Source organism: Bacillus sp. PK3-037 (assembly GCF_054161355.1).
Window position 1 is genome coordinate 990,724 of record NZ_CP096408.1, and the last position, 19,744, is coordinate 1,010,467.

Sequence of the window (19,744 nt, forward strand, 5' to 3'; positions counted from 1 at the left end):
CAGGTTTTTTTTCTCCAAAATCTTTAGTTGACTAAAGTGTCATGAATATGATACGATACGTTCGTACTTTATTTATCTACTACATTAGCAAACTAAAGGATTTTTGGAGGGGTATCATGAATGCAGTCGTAATCGCAGTGCTGCTTATGCTTGTCTTAAGCCTTCTGCGTGTCAATATAGTTATTGCTTTAATCATAGGTGCTTTGGCCGGCGGCTTAACAGGAGGACTCGGCCTGGGTGAAACGGTTAAAGCCTTTACAGAAGGGCTCGGCGGAAATGCCACCGTTGCAGTCAGCTACGCTATGCTTGGTGCGTTTGCGGCGGCTTTAACGAAAACAGGTCTTCCGGATGCTATGGTGGAAGCTTCTGTAAAATTAATTGGAAACAAAGAAGATACTCGAAAAAAGGCACTGTCTAAAGTGCTTATCGTACTGATTATTTTAATCGTAGCTTGTTTTTCACAAAACGTGGTACCGGTTCACATCGCATTTATTCCTGTGCTGATACCGCCGCTTTTGAAAATCTTTAATGAGCTTGAAATGGACCGCAGGCTGATTGCGTGTGTGATTACGTTCGGCTTAACGGCTCCTTATATTTTGCTGCCTGTCGGCTTCGGCCAGATTTTCCAAGGCATGCTGAAGGACAACATGGCCGATGCGGGTTTAAACGTTCCGCTTGGCGATATCCCGTACGCGCTGATCATACCGGTCGCAGGCATGGTTGTCGGTTTGATTTTATCAGTAATTGTTTTTCGTAAACCAAAAGTGTATGAAACAAAAGAAATCTCAGGTGTAAAAGCATCTCCATATACGAAAAAAAGTCTGGGAATCGCGGTTCTCGCCATTGTAGTGTCACTCGGCGTCCAGCTTTATTTATCGCAGACCTTGGGAGTGGAAGGGATGATTATGGGGGCGCTGGCCGGCCTGATTATCCTGTTTGTCAGCGGTGTAATGAAACGTGACGAAGCGGATTCATTGATTACTGACGGTATGGTATTAATGGCCTTTATCGGATTTGTTATGCTTGTGGCAGCCGGTTTCTCAAATGTATTGACAAAAACCGGAGATGTCGAGTCATTGGTCAAAACATCAGCTGGTATTATCGGGCACAGTCAGTCACTGGGTGCATTGCTGATGCTGATTGTCGGCTTGCTGATTACAATGGGAATAGGCTCATCTTTTGCAACGATTCCGGTGATCACAACGATCTTTGTGCCTCTATGTATGCAACTCGGATTCAGCCCGATGGCAACGATTGCGATTATCGGAGCGGCTGCCGCGCTTGGCGACGCCGGTTCACCTGCCAGCGATAGTACACTTGGCCCGACTTCGGGTCTGAGTGCGGACGGACAGCATCACCACATTTGGGACACTTGTGTGCCGACATTTATCTTTTATAACATTCCGCTTGTTATTTTTGGCTGGATTGCGGCGCTTGTCTTATAGAAAAAAGGCTCTCCTTAACGGGAGAGCCTTTTTTCGTTTATCATTTCAAATAACCGTCCATCGGAACGATTTTTAAGTGGACGATATTTGATGTCTGTTAAAGCCGGTTGCTTTATGAATAGAGCGGTAGATCGCAGGTGCGATAAATGTCAGCAGCACAGCCAGCGCTGTGTCTTTTACCATAAACCAAGTCATAAAGCCCCAAACCGTGCCGTAGCTCACCGGTGTATGAATCCACAGATTCAGCGCAAGATACATATAGGTGGTGCCGATGATATACATAATGGCCGTTCCGATAAGAGAAGCAACCAGAAAACGGATTTTACTTGGCTGGATTTTGCGTTCTAATAACCATCCAGCTGCAAATGCTGCAGGAATGTATGAGATAATGAAGCCGCCGCTTTTACCTGCAAATGGTGCGAAGCCCGCGGAAAACTGAGCGAACACTGGTGCCCCTGCCAATCCGACAAGCGCATATACAAGCATTGCGATAGCAGCGCGTTTGCTGCCGAGAAGCAAAGCCGCCAAGAGGCAGAAAAACGGCTGCATCGACAGCGGAATGCCGGCAACTTGCAAAAAGGGCGCGACTGATGTAATGTTGGCGCCGACAGCCATAAGTGCGGCGAACATGCCGATCAGCGCCATATCACCCGCACGAAGTTTATGTTGTTTCATCGTTGTTCCCCCTTAGGTTTACATACACAATGATAGAGTAATAAAGATCTGAATGATTGTCAACATAAATATAATTAGGGTTAACAAAAGGAGGATTTGCATGTATTTCGGAAAAATAAAACAGGCAGGTCAGTCAGGAAGAGTGCCGCCCAATCAAAATGTGACGACTTCGTTTCCTGTGCTTCATACGGGGAACGTTCCGTATTATGAGGATATGACGAAGTGGAATCTGCAAGTGTACGGATTGGTTGATCACCCGATGCTTTTAAGCTTTGAAGATATAAAAGCCTTTCCTCAGTGCGAATCAGAAAATGACATTCATTGCGTGACAGGCTGGTCGCGGCTTGATAACGTTTGGCAGGGGGTAAGGACACGGGATATTGCGAAGAAAGCCGGTGTAAAAGAAGAGGCGGGCTATGTCATTTTACACGCGGAAGAGGGTTGGACGACAAATCTGCCGCTCGATGACTTTTTGGCTGAAACATCACTGCTCGCTTATGCGCATAACGGCGAACCTTTAACGCCTGAACACGGATTCCCGCTGCGAGGGGTGTTTCCTCATTTGTATTTTTGGAAAAGCGCTAAGTGGCTGCGCGGCATCCAATTTACGAAAGAAAATCATCCTGGTTTTTGGGAGCAGAACGGCTATCATATGAGAGGCGACCCTTGGCAGAATCAGAGATTTACATGGGATTAAGGTTCTAGTGAACGTAGGATAATCAGCATCTTTTTCAGGGTTTTATTTCCATATTGCTAGTCGTCAGGTACCTTATTTAGATAAGGTGCCTTTTTTATTAAGGAAAAAGTTGACTTTGTTTGCCAGAAAACCTATTATTTGAGTTGTCTAGTTGATAGTGAAAATCATTATCATAAATGCGGCCAGTTTTAAGGAGAGGAATGTCGTACTGCATGAAAAAAACAGATGGGGCTAAAGGCGGGACCTACAATGCATTTACCATTCCGGGAACGGAAGTGCGTAAAATGTCTTCACGCAATGACAGCCGCGGCTATCAGATCTTTATCTCAAAACCGAGCACAGAGCCGCCGCCTTCTGGTTATCCGGTTATTTATCTGCTCGATGCCAATTCGATCTTCGGTACAATGTCGGAAGCTGTTCGAGTGCAGGGGCGCCGCCCTGAGAAAACAGGGGTGATTCCCGCTGTGATTGTCGGTATTGGCTATGACACAACAGAACCGTTTTCTTCTGCGCGCCACCGGGATTTTACAATGCCTACGTCTTACTCGGAGCTGCCGGTAAGGCCTGACGGCAAAGAATGGCCGGCGCATGGCGGAGCGGGGGACTTTTTAAGATTTATTGAAGAGGATCTCAAACCGGAGATTGAACAAGATTATAAGATTGACAGAAACAGACAAACGATCTTTGGCCACTCTCTTGGCGGGCTCTTCGTTTTGCAGGTGCTCTTAACGAAACCGGATGCATTCCAAACGTATATCGCGGGCAGTCCGTCCATTCATTGGAATAAACCATTTATTGAAAAGGAAACTGAGCGTTTCGCTTCCTGTTTAAAGAAAAACGGTCAGCCTGTCAATCTTCTGCTTGCGGCAGGAGAATTGGAAAAGCATCATAAATGCCGAATGAACGATAACGCGAAGGAGCTTTACGAGCGGCTGTCCGCTTTGGCTGAACAAGGCGTACGGACAGAATTTTGCGAGTTTTCAGGAGAAGGACATATTTCGGTTCTTCCTGTTTTGGTCAGCAGGGCATTGCGTTTCGCGCTTCACCCTGACGGCCCGCACATTTCAATGAGCTGAGAATTTCTCAGCTCCCATATTTGTCACAAAAATTATATTTGACTGTCGGATGACATGTGGATATGATTATTTTTATAATTGATAATGATAATCATTATCAATTAATTGCGATTAATGGTAAGGTGAAGCAGTCTTTTTCGCAAAATGTCATTTTTGGCGTTACAAGCGAAGAAAGGAAATGATGAAATGAATGTAAGAGGTATAGAAGGCAAGATCGCATTGATTACAGGGGCCGCCCAAGGAATAGGTGAAGCTGTTGCGCGGACGCTTGCCGGTCAGGGGGCGCACATTGCTGCGGTTGATTACAATCCAGAAAAGCTTGAAAAAGTCGTGAACAGCCTCAAAGCTGAGGGGTGTCATGCCGAAGCCTTTCAGGCGGATGTGAGAGACAGTGCGGCGATCGACGATATCACGGCTCGAATCGAACGTGACATGGGCCCAATTGACATATTGGTGAACGTAGCGGGTGTGCTTCGGCCAGGGCTGATTCATTCTCTCAGTGATGAGGAATGGGAGGCCACTTTCTCAGTGAATTCGACTGGTGTTTTTAACGCGTCGCGCTCAGTCAGCAAATATATGATGAACCGCAGATCCGGTTCGATTGTAACAGTAGGATCAAATGCAGCCGGTGTGCCAAGGACATCTATGGCGGCATACGCCTCATCAAAGGCAGCGGCCGTGATGTTTACAAAGTGCCTTGGCCTTGAGCTTGCAGAATACAACATTCGCTGCAATATTGTTTCTCCCGGGTCAACGGAAACAGACATGCAGTGGTCCTTATGGGCTGATGAAAATGGAGCAGAGCAAGTCATCAAAGGATCGCTTGATACATTTAAAACGGGAATTCCGCTCAAAAAACTGGCCAAGCCTTCGGATATTGCGGATGCCGTGCTCTTTTTGGTTTCTGAGCAGGCAGGCCATATTACGATGCACAATTTATGTGTAGATGGCGGCGCGACATTAGGCGTATAACTTAACTCAAAGGAGGTTTATGAAGATGTTGGAACAAAACGTTATATCTGAAACAAAGGCGGAGCATTTGCTTCATGATTATCAGCCGGGCGCTTTTTTCCTGGCTTCCCCTCACCGTGTGCTGCTTGGAAAAGGAATAAGTGAAACCGTGCCGGATGCAGACGGCCAAAACCAATTAGAAACCTTACCCGGCCGCATTGCTGAGGCGCTTAACAAAGCGAAGCAATCGGGGCAAAGCCGTCCGGTTGTTGTGGGAGCTGTTCCATTTGATCATTTGAAATCGCCCCGGCTTGTCGTTCCGGAGGAGGTACGGTGGTCGGGACCGCTTCAATTCGATCGTGCCAACATCGAACAGCAGCCGGAACATACATATCAAATACAGCCTGTTCCTGCACCGGAAGACTATAAAAAAGGTGTAGAACAAGGATTGGCAAGCATTGCTGACGGCACACTCAGCAAAATTGTCCTGTCCAGATCGCTGCACCTGACATCATCTGAAGCGATACTTACGGGTGAACTGCTTCATCATCTGGCGCGGCATAATACACACGGTTATACTTTTGCAGCTGATGTATCCGGCCAAGATGATTCATCTTCCCATCGGACATTACTCGGAGCAAGTCCGGAGCTTCTCGTTTCGAGAATGGGAAATCAGGTGGTATCCAATCCGTTAGCGGGCTCTAGACCTCGCAGTGATGATCCTGTTGAGGACCAGCGCCGGGCCGATGAATTGCTTTCCTCCGCAAAGGATCTTCATGAGCATGCTGTTGTGGCTGATGCGGTTGCCGCCGGGCTGCGGCCTTTTTGCCGGACGCTGGACGTTCCGGAAAAGCCTTCGCTGATCCAAACTGAGACGATGTGGCATTTGTCCAGTGTCATTAAAGGAGAGCTTTCTGACCCGACTGTAACCGCGCTGGAACTCGCCGCCGCGCTTCATCCTACGCCGGCAGTCTGCGGAACACCGACTGACCTTGCAAGAGAAGCCATCCGGGAAATTGAACCTTTTGACCGCGGTTTCTTCACCGGCATGGTGGGCTGGTGTGACGATGCAGGCGATGGCGAATGGATCGTTACGATTCGCTGTGCAGAGGCTGAAGAACGTTCACTTCGTCTTTTTGCAGGTGCAGGTGTTGTAGCCGGATCAAAAGCAGAGGACGAGCTCCAGGAGACATCCGCAAAGTTTCGGACAATGCTTCGGGCAATGGGTGTCAATCACATATGATCAGAAATCAATGCAGGAGGGAAACAGCATGCTGAATGGATTTACGCCTTGGCCCAAGGAGTTTGCGGAAAAGTACCGGGAGAACGGGTGCTGGGCCGGTGAGACTTTTGGAGACATGTTAAGAGACAGGGCTGCCAAACATGGCGATCGTATCGCGATTACATGCGGGGACACCCATTGGAGCTATCAAGAGCTTGACGCAAGGGCTGACCGTCTGGCAGCCGGATTGCAGAAGCTCGGTATTAAACAAATGGATCGTGTAGTGGTGCAGCTGCCGAATATCGCGGAGTTTTTCGAAGTCATCTTTGCGCTTTTTCGGCTGGGAGCGCTCCCGGTCTTTGCGCTGCCCTCTCATCGAAGCAGTGAGATTACATATTTTTGCGAGTTTGCTGAAGCGGAGGCTTATATCATCCCCGATTCTCATTCGGGATTTGACTACCGCACACTTGCCAGACAGGTTCACAGCAAGCTGCCGTCCTTGAAACACATCATTGTCGCAGGTGAGGCGGAGGAATTCCAGCCGCTTGAGGCATTGCATACAGAACCTGGTGAGCTGCCTGAAGTAAAATCTTCGGATGTGGCGTTTCTCCAGCTTTCTGGCGGAAGCACCGGCTTATCGAAACTGATACCGCGAACCCACGATGATTATATATACAGCCTGCGGATGAGTGCGGAGGTTTGCTGGCTTGATCACAGCACTGTGTACTTGGCCGCATTGCCGATGGCGCACAATTACCCGCTGAGCTCACCCGGCGTGCTAGGCGTATTATACGCTGGAGGAAAAGTGGTTTTATCTCCTTCTCCGAGTCCGGACGACTCGTTCCCTTTGATTGAACGGGAACAGGTGACAATAACAGCTCTTGTCCCGCCGCTTGCAATGGTATGGATGGACGCTGCTGCCTCACGAGATGATGATTTATCAAGCCTTCAAGTGCTGCAGGTAGGCGGCGCGAAATTCAGCGCTGAAGCCGCGCGCAAAGTGAAATCTGTATTCGGCTGCACCTTGCAGCAGGTCTTCGGAATGGCAGAAGGACTCGTTAATTATACAAGGCTTGATGACCCGGAGGAAGTTATTGTTAATACCCAAGGTAAGCCGATGTCTTCTTATGATGAAATACGTGTGTGGGATGACCAGGACCGTGACGTGAAACCTGGTGAAACGGGGCACCTGCTGACACGGGGACCGTATACGATCCGGGGATACTATAAGGCTGATGAGCACAATGCGGCTTCGTTTACCGAGGACGGTTTTTACCGCACTGGCGATCTAGTGAGACTGACACCCGACGGTTATGTTGTCGTGGAAGGACGGGCAAAGGATCAAATCAACCGCGGCGGAGAAAAAGTGGCGGCTGAAGAGGTTGAAAATCATCTTCTGGCGCATCCGGCTGTGCATGATGCGGCAATGGTCTCAATGCCTGACCAATTTCTTGGTGAAAGATCATGTGTTTTCATTATTCCCCGAGATCAAGCACCGAAAGCCGCAGAGCTCAAAGCTTTTCTAAGAGAACGCGGGCTTGCAGCATATAAAATTCCAGACCGGATCGAATTTGTTGAGTCCTTTCCGCAGACAGGGGTAGGAAAGGTAAGCAAAAAGGCGCTTCGCGAAGCGATCGCCAAAAAACTTCTTGCAGGTTCGGAAAAATAGAAACGATTTGAAAGGGAGTGTTCAAATGGCTATTCCTGCCATTCAGCCGTATCAAATGCCGACAGCGTCTGATATGCCAACAAACAAAGTATCATGGGTGCCTGATCCAAATCGGGCAGTCTTCTTAATACACGATATGCAAAACTATTTTGCCGACGCGTTTACAGCAGGAGCGTCCCCGGTAACAGAGCTTTCAGCAAATATACGCAAGCTGAAGGATCAATGTGTTCAGCTCGGGATACCTGTTGTCTACACAGCGCAGCCAGGCAGTCAAAATCCGGAGGACCGGGCATTGCTGACTGATTTTTGGGGACCTGGATTAAGCAGCGGTCCTTACGAGGAAAAAATTGTGGCCGAGCTTGCACCGGAAGACAATGATCTCGTATTGACAAAATGGAGATACAGCGCATTTAAGAGAACGAATCTGCTTGAGATCATGCGTGAACAGGGGCGCGATCAGCTGATCATCTCCGGGATTTATGCTCATATTGGCTGTCTCGTAACAGCATGTGAAGCGTTTATGGAGGATATCGAAGCATTTTTTGTTGCTGATGCAGTTGCGGACTTTTCTCGGGACAAGCATAAAATGGCGCTTGATTATGCGGCTGGGCGCTGTGCGTTTACGCTGATGACCGACAGCTTGCTTGATCAGCTGCAACATACGCCTTCTGCGGCTCAAAAGCCATCAGAAAAAGCTGAAAAACATGTATTTACCTGCGAGAGTATCCGAACACAAATTGCTGAGCTTCTTCAAGAATCGCCTGATGATATTGCAGATAATGAAGACTTACTGAATAGGGGACTTGATTCTGTGAGGATCATGACATTAGTTGAACAATGGCGCCGTGAAGGAGCCGAGGTGACATTCGTCGAACTGGCTGAGCGGCCGACAATAGAAGAATGGCAGAAATTGCTTTCAATCCGCATTGAGAGAGTGCTGCCAAACGCGGACTATTTATAAAAGGAGGTAAAAAAACGGATGCCTGATACAAAAGAACTTCAATATTCTTTAACCGGAGCGCAAACCGGTATTTGGTTTGCTCAGCAGCTTGATCCGGACAATCCAATCTACAATACAGCCGAATATATAGAAATCAACGGCCCAATCGACATTTCTCTATTTGAAGAAGCTTTACGGCACGTGATAAAAGAAGCGGAATCACTTCATGTCCGCTTTGGTGAAGATATGGACGGGCCTTGGCAGATGATGAATCCATCACCGGATGTACAGCTCCAAGTCATTGACGTCAGCTTTGAGCCTGATCCGGAAAAGACAGCTTTACACTGGATGAAAGCTGATTTGGCAAAGCCGGTCGATTTACAGCATGACCCATTGTTCCGCGAAGCTTTGTTTAAAGCCGGGCCACAGCGTTTCTTTTGGTATCAGCGCATTCACCATATTGCGATCGACGGCTTTGGGTTTTCTCTGATTGCCCAGCGGGTTGCACATGCTTATACTGCACTTGCAGGAGGACGGTCCGCTGATGATCGTTCCTTCGGCTCTTTGCAGGATATTTTGGAGGAAGACGCAGCGTACCGCGCGTCTGAAACATATGAAGAGGATCGGCAATTCTGGCTGAATCGTTTTGCGGACAGGCCTGAAGTTGTCAGTTTAGCAGAACGTGCGCCGAGAACCTCAAAAAGCTTTCTGCGCCAGACTGCTTATTTGCCGCCATCAGATGTAAACGCGCTGAAAGAGGCGGCGCGCTATTACGCCGGAAGCTGGCATGAAGTCGTGATTGCGGTATCAGCTGCTTATGTGCACCGTATGACCGGCTCTGAGGATGTTGTGCTCGGACTGCCTATGATGGGACGGATGGGATCGGCATCCTTGAATGTTCCGGCTATGGTGATGAATCTTCTCCCGCTGAGGCTGTTTGTGAGTCCATCGATGAGCTTTTCTGAGCTTGTGCTGCAAATTTCCCGGGAAATCCGCAGTATCCGGCAGCATCATAAATACCGCCATGAGGAACTGCGGCGGGACCTGAAACTAATAGGAGAAAACCATAGATTATTTGGACCGCAAATTAATCTTATGCCTTTTGATTACGGTCTCGACTTTGCGGGAGCCCGGGGGACGACGTACAATCTGTCAGCCGGTCCTGTTGATGATTTGTCGATAAATGTCTATGACAGAACAGACGGAAGCGGGCTGCGAATTGATGTGGATGCCAATCCTGAAGTATACAGCGAGACAGAAATAAAGGTCCATCAGCAGCGGATCTTACAGCTTTTACAAACGGCGTCAGCCGGTGAGGATATGCTGATTGGGCAAATGGAATTTCTTTTGCCTGCAGAAAAAGCACGGGTCATAAGCGAATGGAATGAGACAGCAAAATCCGAGCGGCTGCTCAGCCTTCCAGATATGTTTCAGGAGCAGGCTGACCGTTCCCCTGAACGTATCGCCCTGATTTGCGATCACATTCAATTAAGCTATCAAGAGCTGAATGAACAAGCAAACCGCCTCGCGCATCTTTTGATAGAAAAAGGGATTGGGCCGGAGCAGTTTGTCGCCTTGGCCCTGCCGCGGTCTTCCGAGATGGTAGCTGCAATGCTCGCCGTACTAAAGACTGGTGCTGCTTATCTTCCGCTTGATCCGGAGTTTCCTGCCGACAGAATTTCATACATGCTGAAGGATGCAAAGCCATCATGCATGATAACGACTGAGGAAATTGCAGACACTCTGCCTGACGATCTAACGGCACCGCAGCTTGTGCTGGATCTGCCTGTGACAAAAGAGATTGTGAAGCGTTATTCTGCCGACAACCCAAATGTACATGTATCTCTTGCCCATCCGGCGTATATCATCTATACATCAGGATCAACAGGAAGGCCAAAGGGTGTTGTTGTCACGCTGAAAAGTTTAAGTAATTTTCTGCTGTCTATGCAGGAGACATTTTCTCTCAATGAACAAGACAGGCTGCTGGCTGTGACGACTGTCGCGTTTGATATTTCTGCTTTAGAATTATTCCTCCCGCTTATCAGCGGAGCTAGTATTGTTGTTGCTCAAAAAGAAACAACCCGTGAGCCGCAGGCATTAGCTGAAATGATTGAATATTTTGATATAACGATTATGCAGGCAACGCCGACCCTGTGGCATGCGTTAGTCACAAACGAACCTGAGAAACTTCGGGAGCTCAGGGTGCTTGTCGGGGGAGAGGCGCTTCCGAGCGGGCTTTTGGAGGCGTTGCAGGCGATTGATTGTCCAGTGACTAATTTATACGGACCTACTGAAACAACCATTTGGTCTGCGGCAGCTTTTCTCGAAAAAGGAGTACAGGGTGTGCCTCCGATCGGAAAGCCGATTTGGAATACGCAGATATATGTGCTCGATAATAGTTTGCAGCCCGTTCCGCCAGGCATTGTTGGAGAACTCTATATTGCGGGAACCGGATTGGCCCGCGGATATTTAGGGCGCCCTGATTTAACGGCGGAGCGCTTTGTTGCTGACCCGTACGGACCGCCGGGCACACGAATGTACCGAACCGGAGACCAGGCCCGCTGGCGTGCGGATGGGTCTCTGGATTACATCGGGCGGGCCGATCATCAAATCAAGATTCGCGGTTTCCGCATTGAGCTTGGAGAAATTGATGCCGTGCTTGCCAAACATCCGCAAATGAAACAGGCTGCGGTTGTCGTTCGAGAGGACCAGCCGGGAGATAAACGATTGGTGGCGTATCTGGTCGTTTCTTCAGCTCTAGATATTGCTGAGCTTCGCCGTTATGTCGGTGCCAGTCTGCCTGATTATATGGTGCCTGCGGCATTTGTGGAGATCGATGAACTGCCATTAACACCTAACGGCAAGCTTGACCGGAAAGCATTGCCGGCACCTGATTTTGGGGCGTCTGTCACTGATCGGGGACCGCGAACGCCTCAAGAAGAGATACTGTGTGATCTGTTTGCCGAGGTTCTGGGTCTTGCACGCGTAGGCATCGATGACAGTTTCTTCGAGCTGGGCGGCCATTCTCTCCTTGCGGCCCGTTTGATGAGCCGTATTCGAGAGACAATGGGAGCTGAGCTGGGCATCGCCAAGCTCTTTGACGAACCGACAGTTGCCGGACTTGCTGCACATCTTGATCAGGCGCAGAGTGTCCGTCCCGCTTTGCAAAGAGCGGAACGTCCCGAGAACATTCCGCTCTCTTTTGCACAGCGCCGGCTATGGTTCCTCCATTGTCTGGAAGGGCCAAGTCCTACATATAATATCCCGGTTGCCGTCCGTCTTTCAGGTGAACTGAACCAAGAAGCGCTGCAAGCGGCCCTATATGATCTCATCAGCCGCCATGAAAGCCTTCGGACCATTTTCCCTGAATCACAGGGGACATCTTATCAGCGCATTTTGGACGCCGATCAAGCCCGTCCTGATTTATATGTTACAGAAATGAAGAAAGAGGAGCTTTCTGAGAGGCTTGCCGATGCTGCTCGCTACAGCTTTGACCTTGCAGCTGAGCCTGCTTTCCGGGCCGAGCTTTTTGTTATCGGTCCTGACGAGTACGTGTTGCTGCTGCTCGTGCATCATATTGTCGGCGACGGATGGTCATTGACTCCTCTGACTCGTGATCTGGCTGCTGCTTATACCGCCCGCTGTCACGGGAGAGCTCCCGAATGGACACCGCTTGCTGTGCAGTATGCGGATTATGCGCTCTGGCAGCAAAGTCTGCTCGGAAGCGAGCATGATCCAGACAGTTTGATTGCCGGTCAGCTTGCTTTCTGGAAAGATAGACTGAAAGATCTGCCCGATCAGCTCGAGCTGCCAACCGATTATTCACGACCTGCTGAGCCGAGTCATCAAGGGGATACAATCCATTTCCATATAGACTCAGAGCTTCACAGCCGATTGCTGGAGCTGGCCCGTGCCAATAGAGTAAGTCTGTTTATGGTGCTTCAATCAGGACTTGCCGCCTTGCTGACAAGGCTCGGAGCTGGAACTGATATTCCGATTGGAAGCCCGATTGCGGGGCGGAATGACGATGCGCTTAGTGATCTTGTGGGACTGTTTATCAATACATTGGTGCTCAGAACAGACACCTCTGGTGATCCGAGTTTCCGTGAGCTTCTTGACAGAGTGCGGGAAGTGAATCTGGCAGCATATGAAAATCAGGATCTGCCGTTTGAAAGACTTGTAGAGGTGCTCAATCCTGCTCGCTCCCGGGCCACGCATCCATTATTCCAAGTCATGCTCGCGTTCCAGAACACACCTGACGCAGAGCTGAGCCTGCCTGATACAGAAAGCAGCCTGCGCATTCACAGCGTAGGATCTGCCAAATTTGATTTAACATTAGAAATCAGTGAAAGCCGTCTTGATGACGGGACACCAAATGGACTGGAAGGACTGCTTGAGTACAGCACCGATCTATTTAAACGAGAAACTGTTCAAGCTCTTGCTGAGCGCCTTCTGCGGCTGCTTGAGGCTGCCGGGGCTGATCCTGATCAGGAAATCGGAAGACTGGATATTCTTGCACCAGAGGAACGCAGTATCACGGTAACGGATTGGCAAAGTGTTTCTGAAAAGATTCCGCAAGCGTGTCTCCCGGAGCTGTTTGAGAAACAAGCTGCGCTGAGCCCTGATTCCATTGCTGTCGTTTATGAAGATCAGGCGATGAGCTATATGGAGCTGAATGAAAGGGCGAACCGGCTTGCCAGGCTGCTGATCAGCAAAGGCGTCGGACCGGAGCAATTTGTGGCATTAGCTTTGCCTCGCTCATTGGATATGACTGTTAGCCTGTTAGCGGTACTAAAAGCGGGAGCTGCATACCTGCCGCTTGATCCGGACTATCCGGCTGACCGCATCGCTTTTATGCTGAGCGATGCGCGGCCTGCGTTTATCATCACGAGCTCACAGGCGGAAAATCAAATCCCGCCTGCAGAAAATGTGCAGAACATTGTGCTCGATGATCCGGAATTACGCGAGAAACTAAAAACATACAGCCCTTTGAATCCGGATAATACGGACAGGATACGCCCGCTGTCACCGTTCAGCACGGCTTATGTTATTTATACATCCGGTTCAACAGGCGTTCCAAAAGGCGTCATGATTCCTCACCAAAATGTGACGAGGTTATTTGGAGCGACCGATCACTGGTTCCATTTCGGTTCAGACGACGTGTGGACAATGTTCCATTCCTACGCGTTTGACTTTTCTGTTTGGGAGATTTGGGGACCTTTGCTGCACGGCGGCCGCCTTGTTATCGTGCCTCATGACATCAGCAGATCTCCGGAAGCGTTTCTGCGCCTGCTGGTAAAAGAGGGTGTGACTGTTTTGAACCAGACACCATCAGCGTTCTATCAGTTTATGCAGGCGGAAAGGGAGCAGCCTGATCTCGGACAGGCGCTCAGCCTTCGATATGTTGTTTTTGGCGGAGAAGCGCTTGAACTCAGCCGTTTAGAGGATTGGTATCATCGCCACCCTGAACAGGCGCCGAAACTGATCAATATGTATGGTATTACTGAAACAACAGTGCACGTCAGCTATATCGAATTAGACCGGAATATTGCAGCTTTAAGAGCAAACAGCCTGATCGGCTGCGGAATTCCCGATCTTGGGGTGTATGTGCTGGATGAGCGTTTACAGCCGGTTCCGCCGGGTGTGGCTGGAGAACTGTATGTGTCAGGCGCCGGATTGGCCCGAGGCTATTTAGGACGGCCCGGTTTAACGGCGGAACGCTTCATCGCTGACCCGTTCGGGCCTCCGGGCACACGGATGTACCGCACGGGAGATGTAGCCCGCAGGCGTGCTGATGGTTCTCTCGATTATGTCGGCCGTGCCGATCATCAAGTGAAAATTCGGGGCTTCCGGATTGAACTGGGAGAAATTGAAGCTGCGCTTGTTCAGCATTCACAGCTGGAAGATGCGGCAGTGATCGTTCGTGAGGACCAGCCGGGAGATAAACGTTTGGCAGCTTATGTCATACCTTCCTCGGAAGAAACGTTTGATACGGCGGAACTGCGCAGGTATGCTGTTGAGAGACTGCCAGATTACATGGTGCCTTCAGCCTTTGTGACGATGAAAGAATTGCCGCTGACGCCGAATGGAAAGCTTGACCGTAAAGCGCTGCCTGCTCCAGATTTTGCTTCTGCGGTGACAGGTCGCGGGCCGAGAACCCCGCAAGAAGAAATCCTTTGTGACTTGTTTATGGAAGTGCTTCATTTGCCGCGTGTCGGTATTGATGACCGTTTCTTCGATTTGGGCGGACATTCCCTGCTCGCAGTTCAGCTGATGAGCCGCATACGTGAAGCGCTCGGGGTTGAACTCAGCATCGGCAATCTATTTGAAGCGCCGACTGTGGCGGGGCTTGCCGAAAGACTGGAGATGGGATCAAGCCAAAGCGCACTTGATGTTTTGCTGCCGCTCCGAACAAGCGGAGACCGGCTTCCGTTGTTTTGCGTACATCCGGCGGGCGGACTTAGCTGGTGTTATGCCGGACTGATGACATCTTTAGGAACGGATTATCCCATCTATGGACTGCAAGCGCGCGGAATTGGACAGCAGGAGGCGCTTCCGAAAACACTCGATGACATGGCTGCCGACTATATAGAACAGATTCGGACGATCCAGCCGAAAGGGCCGTACCATTTGCTTGGCTGGTCCTTAGGCGGAAATGTCGTTCAAGCAATGGCAACACAGCTGCAAAAGCAAGGGGAAGACGTTTCTCTATTGGTGATGCTGGACGCCTACCCAAACCACTTCCTTCCTATAAAAGAGGCACCGGATGATGAGGAAGCGCTTATTGCCCTCCTCGCGTTAGGCGGGTACGACCCAGACAGCTTAGGAGACAAACCGCTTGATTTTGAAACAGCCATTGAGATTCTGCGGCGAGACGGAAGCGCACTTGCCAGTCTGGACGAATCGGTCATTTTGAATCTAAAGAATACGTACGTCAATTCTGTTGGCATTTTAGGCTCATATGCACCGAAAACCTTCCGTGGAAATGTTCTGTTTTTCAGATCAACTATCATTCCTGAATGGTTTGACCCGATTGAACCTGATTCGTGGAAGCCTTATATTGACGGACAAATTGAACAAATCGACATTGACTGCCGCCATAAAGATCTCTGTCAGCCGGAACCGCTCGCAGTCATCGGCCGGGTTCTGGCGGCTAAATTGGAAGAAATGAATCAATAAAGGAGGAAAAGCAATGGCAAATCCTTTTGAAAATGCGGATGGCATATACCTTGTTCTCATCAATGAAGAGGGCCAATATTCCTTGTGGCCCGGCTTTATCGATGTGCCGAGCGGCTGGACAGTCGTTCATGAACAAAAAGGGCGTGAGGCTTGTCTGGACTACATCCAATCGCATTGGAGCGATATGAGGCCGAACAGCCTAAAGCCTGTCGAAAATGTCTAAATGCATTGACGGTAAAAAAAGAGACTGCGGCAGGCAGTCTCTTTTTCTATCTTACGCAGACGTTTGGGTATGATCGCAATCTCTGACGGGGTTCCCGTTTTCATCCGTACACCATGACTGGGATAAGAACGCCAAAAACACAGCCGCCCACTGATCGGCAAATTGAATCAGAATACCTCCGTCATGCCAAGAGCCGTTGTCTTTTTTCCAGCGAGTATCCAGCGCATTGCCTTGATTCATGTGGATATTGTGCATACCGTTTGTCGGGGTAAAGCCGAATATTTTATCTGCCGCCTGTTCAGGTCCAAATTTTGATCCAAATATATAAACCGGCGCTTTCTCTTCTTTTGCTTTCTTCATATACGTTTCAATAAAGTCATTTAAATCATTATCAGGCCCCGTGATTTCATGAGGCAAAGGCTTCATTTCCCGAGGATCAAAAAGATTGCCCCGCACATAATCCAGGGCTATTTCACGGTTTTCGTCATTGATCTTCGTATATCCATACGGCATGTTCGGAAGAATGGTAATTGAGCTCGAATCAAACTGATCATCAGCTAAATACAATACTTCTGATTCCTCGGAACTGGACATGACATTGATGGCGCACCTGTAATACGTATTCTCTTCACCGAGCATCTTCACTTGGAAATGAGGACTGTCATCATCTGTTTCCCGCTTCATATCTAAGACAACGCCTTTTAACACGCCATATTGCTGAACAGCCATATGAATCCTCCTTTATGATCAAGTTCTTCGTTTTAATTCGAGACATCATTTCCTTTTTCCTTTTTAAAAGATAAAAAAGCCTGCAGAAATTTTTCTGCAAGCTCCATATGAATTAAGCGCCCGCCACAGATGATTCATCCTGTAAGGCTTTCTCGGCAGGGACATATTCGTATCCTAAATCTTTGGCAACAGCCTCATAGGTTACGTGGCCGTTTGCTGTGTTTAATCCCGCTCTTAGTGCCGCATTGTCTGCGAGTGCTTGTGCTGCCCCTTTGTTTGCGATTTGCAGCGCATATGGAACCGTGACGTTCGTTAAAGCAATTGTTGAAGTGCGAGGCACAGCGCCCGGCATGTTCGCAACAGCATAGTGAACGACGCCGTGTTTTTCATATGTCGGCTGATCGTGTGTCGTAATGTGGTCGACAGTTTCGACGATGCCGCCTTGGTCAATTGCAACGTCCACAATCACTGAACCAGGCTTCATTTGCTTCACCATTTCCTCTGTGACAAGCGTCGGAGCTTTAGCACCAGGGATTAACACGGCGCAAATGAGAAGGTCCGCTTCGGCTACCGAGTCGGCGATATTGACCGGGTTAGAAATTAACGTTTTAATTTGATGGCCGAATATATCATCAAGCTGACGCAGGCGATCTGCGTTTAAGTCGATGATTGTCACATCTGCACCCAGGCCGACAGCCATTTTCGCCGCGTTGGTTCCGACCGCGCCTCCTCCGATAATGGTTACCTTTCCGCGGGCAACGCCAGGCACTCCGGCAAGGAGGATTCCTTTTCCGCCTTTAGGTTTCTCTAGGAACTGCGCTCCGATTTGCGCTGCCATTCTGCCTGCCACCTCGGACATCGGTGTAAGCAGCGGCAATGTCCGCCCCTCACTTACCGTTTCATACGCGATCGCTGTGACGCCTTTATCCTTCAGTGCCTGTGCAAGCTCCGGTTCAGCCGCTAAGTGGAGGTAAGTAAACAGTACAAGCCCTTTCCGGAAGTATGCATATTCTTCTGGAAGCGGTTCTTTGACCTTCATGACCATTTCAGCGTCCCAGACCTGTTTCGGATCAGCAATGATTTCCGCTCCTGCTGACTCATAAGCTTCATTTTCAAAGCCGCTTCCAAGGCCTGCGCCTGATTCAACCAGCACGCGGTGACCGTTTGAAACGAGCTGTGAAACGCCCCCAGGCGTCAATGCGACACGGTTTTCATTGTTTTTTATCTCTTTAGGAACCCCGATGATCATATCTATTTCCCCCCGTATATGTGATATGTTTAGTGTAGCTTGATTTTTTGGAAAATTCTTTGTTTGAAAAAGAAAATAAAAAAACAAGGGTTTGTGAAATTTCACAAACCCTTGTTTCGAAGTTTGATATCCAAATATATAGTAAACTTATGATTCACATTTTTTAAATCGATCTCAGCGATCTGGCTGATTCGCTTCAGCCGGTAATTCAATGTATTAACGTGAATATTTAAGACCTTAGAGGCGGTATTCACATTGCTGTCGGCTTCAATAAAACGTTCGAGCGTTTCGACCATATTGGACTGGTGATCCCGGTCGTACTGCTCGAGTTTTGAAAGGGAGTAGTTGAAATATCCCGTTTGCTTCCGTTTCTCATCTAACACGTCCAAGTATTGATAAATGCCTAATTCTGAAAAACTGAAAAGATGCTTGGTTTCTTCAGCAAACCGTTCCTTTGCTTTTAATACGGACAATGCTTCCTGATATGAACGGCAGACAAACGAAATGGAGTTGTATATTCCGCCAATTGCAATAGAAGCATCCTCTATTTTATAACGTTCCCTCAGCTGCCTTTGCGTGCTGAAAGCGAACTGTTTTAAATCTTGAAAAGGACGATCCGTTTTTGGCGCGGTTAAAATGATAAGTTCATTGGAATCAACGGTTGTCAGCAGAGCATGAACCTGCTGGGTCGTTTCCTGCATATAATGAAGCTGCTGTTCTGTTTTTTCGGTCAGCTCGCCGTTTACCCGGATGATCATCACGGAAAATTCAGAGGGAACGACCATTCCAAGCTTGTTAAACCCATCCGTCATGTCCTGTTCTTGATAGATGTGTCCGGTCAGCATTTTCCAGAAAAATTCTTGGCTGCGCTCCTCATTTTTCGTTTTTCGGATTTGGAGCTTCAGCAGCTTGTTTCTGACTGCGTTAGCCGCCATTTTTAATGTCAGCAGATCATCATCCGACAGTGTTTTTTGAATTTCAAGCGCCCAAATAAACCCCAGCACCTGGTTGTTCTTCCAAATCGAAATCGCGACGCGGTTGCTTAGTCCGACTTCGTCAATTTCCTTCACTCTGATCGGCTGGTCCGTTTTTAGCAGTGCGGGAATCGTCCCGTCTTTCCACAATTTATTAATAACCTTCTCTGGCACTCTTCTGCCAATGATCGTAGACGTCCGTGCAGGATCAGTACAATCGCTGTGGGTGCTGTAGGCTAGCAGTTTGTGGTTCACATCTTCAATGGTGATCGGACATTGCAGCACTTCACTGATATGGTCAGCCACATCTTCCAGTCTGTCAAAACTGTATTTAAACGGATCCTTTGGCATGGTCATCATTATCCCTACTTTTCCATCCTTTTATTCTTTGTTCTCTTTGACAGCAAATTGTCTTGCTTTTATTATGATTGTTCTTGTTTGTGAAAATCAACAACAAAGAATGACAGTATAATAGAAGTGAACAAAGTCAAAAAACACTTTTTAAATATAATGAAATACATGTTCTGTTTGGGCCAGGAACTGACTGATGAATATTTCTGAAAAACTGAACCTTTCAGAGATGGTGCTGTAGCATCAAATTTTCCGAAAGGTTTTTTTTGGGAGTTAGAGAATCATTTGGGCCTTTTGGATTATTTGAAGAAGGCGAGGTGGATTGAGAAAATAAACCTACTTATTTAACAAAATATGTAATTTT

The 19,744-nt window shown here is 48.6% G+C and carries 13 protein-coding genes; 9 read left to right on the plus strand and 4 right to left on the minus strand.

Annotated elements, in window-relative coordinates; all coding sequences use genetic code 11:
* Nucleotides 1–116: 116 nt before the first annotated feature.
* Entirely contained in the window at nt 117–1,445 is a 1,329-nt protein-coding gene (locus M1D69_RS05115) for a Na+/H+ antiporter family protein (RefSeq protein ID WP_458104370.1), read from the plus strand.
* A 72-nt stretch (nt 1,446–1,517) separates the two neighbouring features.
* Here M1D69_RS05115 and M1D69_RS05120 read toward each other — a convergent pair whose 3' ends face one another.
* A complete protein-coding gene (locus M1D69_RS05120; protein ID WP_458104369.1) occupies nt 1,518–2,120 on the minus strand; it encodes a biotin transporter BioY in 603 nt (200 codons plus the stop codon).
* 100 nt (nt 2,121–2,220) lie between these two features.
* Between M1D69_RS05120 and M1D69_RS05125 the strand changes: the two genes are divergently transcribed.
* From M1D69_RS05125 to M1D69_RS05160, 8 genes are all read left to right on the plus strand, one after another.
* Nucleotides 2,221–2,817: a sulfite oxidase-like oxidoreductase gene (locus tag M1D69_RS05125; RefSeq protein WP_458104368.1), complete on the plus strand. Its 597-nt coding sequence runs from the start codon at nt 2,221–2,223 to the stop codon at nt 2,815–2,817.
* A 212-nt stretch (nt 2,818–3,029) separates the two neighbouring features.
* Entirely contained in the window at nt 3,030–3,893 is an 864-nt protein-coding gene (besA, locus tag M1D69_RS05130) for a ferri-bacillibactin esterase BesA (RefSeq protein WP_458104367.1), read from the plus strand.
* Between the two features lie 186 nt (nt 3,894–4,079).
* Nucleotides 4,080–4,865: a 2,3-dihydro-2,3-dihydroxybenzoate dehydrogenase gene (locus tag M1D69_RS05135; protein ID WP_458104366.1), complete on the plus strand. Its 786-nt coding sequence runs from the start codon at nt 4,080–4,082 to the stop codon at nt 4,863–4,865.
* A 25-nt stretch (nt 4,866–4,890) separates the two neighbouring features.
* A complete protein-coding gene (gene dhbC, locus M1D69_RS05140) occupies nt 4,891–6,087 on the plus strand; it encodes an isochorismate synthase DhbC (protein WP_458104365.1) in 1,197 nt (398 codons plus the stop codon).
* Nucleotides 6,088–6,115: 28 nt separating this feature from the next.
* On the plus strand, nt 6,116–7,735 hold the full coding sequence (locus M1D69_RS05145; protein WP_458104364.1) for a (2,3-dihydroxybenzoyl)adenylate synthase: 1,620 nt from the start codon (nt 6,116–6,118) through the stop codon (nt 7,733–7,735).
* Nucleotides 7,736–7,760: 25 nt separating this feature from the next.
* Nucleotides 7,761–8,696, plus strand: a complete 936-nt coding sequence (locus M1D69_RS05150; RefSeq protein WP_458104363.1) for an isochorismatase family protein — start codon at nt 7,761–7,763, stop codon at nt 8,694–8,696.
* Between the two features lie 18 nt (nt 8,697–8,714).
* On the plus strand, nt 8,715–15,854 hold the full coding sequence (locus tag M1D69_RS05155) for an amino acid adenylation domain-containing protein (RefSeq protein ID WP_458104362.1): 7,140 nt from the start codon (nt 8,715–8,717) through the stop codon (nt 15,852–15,854).
* Nucleotides 15,855–15,867: 13 nt separating this feature from the next.
* Nucleotides 15,868–16,077 (plus strand): MbtH family protein, encoded by a 210-nt coding sequence (locus M1D69_RS05160; protein ID WP_044158967.1) that lies wholly within the window; start codon nt 15,868–15,870, stop codon nt 16,075–16,077.
* 51 nt (nt 16,078–16,128) lie between these two features.
* Here the strand turns inward: M1D69_RS05160 and M1D69_RS05165 are convergent, their stop codons facing one another.
* The 3 genes from M1D69_RS05165 to M1D69_RS05175 form a co-directional block, all read right to left on the minus strand.
* Nucleotides 16,129–16,806, minus strand: coding sequence for a DUF2278 family protein (locus M1D69_RS05165; RefSeq protein ID WP_458104361.1), 678 nt, complete (start codon nt 16,804–16,806; stop codon nt 16,129–16,131).
* 112 nt (nt 16,807–16,918) lie between these two features.
* On the minus strand, nt 16,919–18,055 hold the full coding sequence (gene ald, locus M1D69_RS05170; RefSeq protein WP_458104360.1) for an alanine dehydrogenase: 1,137 nt from the start codon (nt 18,053–18,055) through the stop codon (nt 16,919–16,921).
* Between the two features lie 101 nt (nt 18,056–18,156).
* Nucleotides 18,157–19,380 carry a PucR family transcriptional regulator gene (locus M1D69_RS05175; protein ID WP_458106200.1) on the minus strand — a complete coding sequence of 408 codons (1,224 nt, stop codon included), beginning with the start codon at nt 19,378–19,380 and terminating at the stop codon, nt 18,157–18,159.
* Nucleotides 19,381–19,744: the final 364 nt, after the last annotated feature.

Bases quoted from the DNA above. Each gene is read 5' to 3' on its own strand.
- M1D69_RS05165 (WP_458104361.1), bottom strand. From the start codon at position 16,806: ATGGCTGTTCAGCAATATGGCGTGTTAAAAGGCGTTGTCTTAGATATG.
- ald (WP_458104360.1), bottom strand. From the start codon at position 18,055: ATGATCATCGGGGTTCCTAAAGAGATAAAAAACAATGAAAACCGTGTC.
- M1D69_RS05125 (WP_458104368.1), top strand. From the start codon at position 2,221: ATGTATTTCGGAAAAATAAAACAGGCAGGTCAGTCAGGAAGAGTGCCG.
- M1D69_RS05155 (WP_458104362.1), top strand. From the start codon at position 8,715: ATGCCTGATACAAAAGAACTTCAATATTCTTTAACCGGAGCGCAAACC.
- M1D69_RS05175 (WP_458106200.1), bottom strand. From the start codon at position 19,380: ATGCCAAAGGATCCGTTTAAATACAGTTTTGACAGACTGGAAGATGTG.
- besA (WP_458104367.1), top strand. From the start codon at position 3,030: ATGAAAAAAACAGATGGGGCTAAAGGCGGGACCTACAATGCATTTACC.
- M1D69_RS05120 (WP_458104369.1), bottom strand. From the start codon at position 2,120: ATGAAACAACATAAACTTCGTGCGGGTGATATGGCGCTGATCGGCATG.
- M1D69_RS05115 (WP_458104370.1), top strand. From the start codon at position 117: ATGAATGCAGTCGTAATCGCAGTGCTGCTTATGCTTGTCTTAAGCCTT.
- dhbC (WP_458104365.1), top strand. From the start codon at position 4,891: ATGTTGGAACAAAACGTTATATCTGAAACAAAGGCGGAGCATTTGCTT.
- M1D69_RS05135 (WP_458104366.1), top strand. From the start codon at position 4,080: ATGAATGTAAGAGGTATAGAAGGCAAGATCGCATTGATTACAGGGGCC.
- M1D69_RS05160 (WP_044158967.1), top strand. From the start codon at position 15,868: ATGGCAAATCCTTTTGAAAATGCGGATGGCATATACCTTGTTCTCATC.
- M1D69_RS05150 (WP_458104363.1), top strand. From the start codon at position 7,761: ATGGCTATTCCTGCCATTCAGCCGTATCAAATGCCGACAGCGTCTGAT.
- M1D69_RS05145 (WP_458104364.1), top strand. From the start codon at position 6,116: ATGCTGAATGGATTTACGCCTTGGCCCAAGGAGTTTGCGGAAAAGTAC.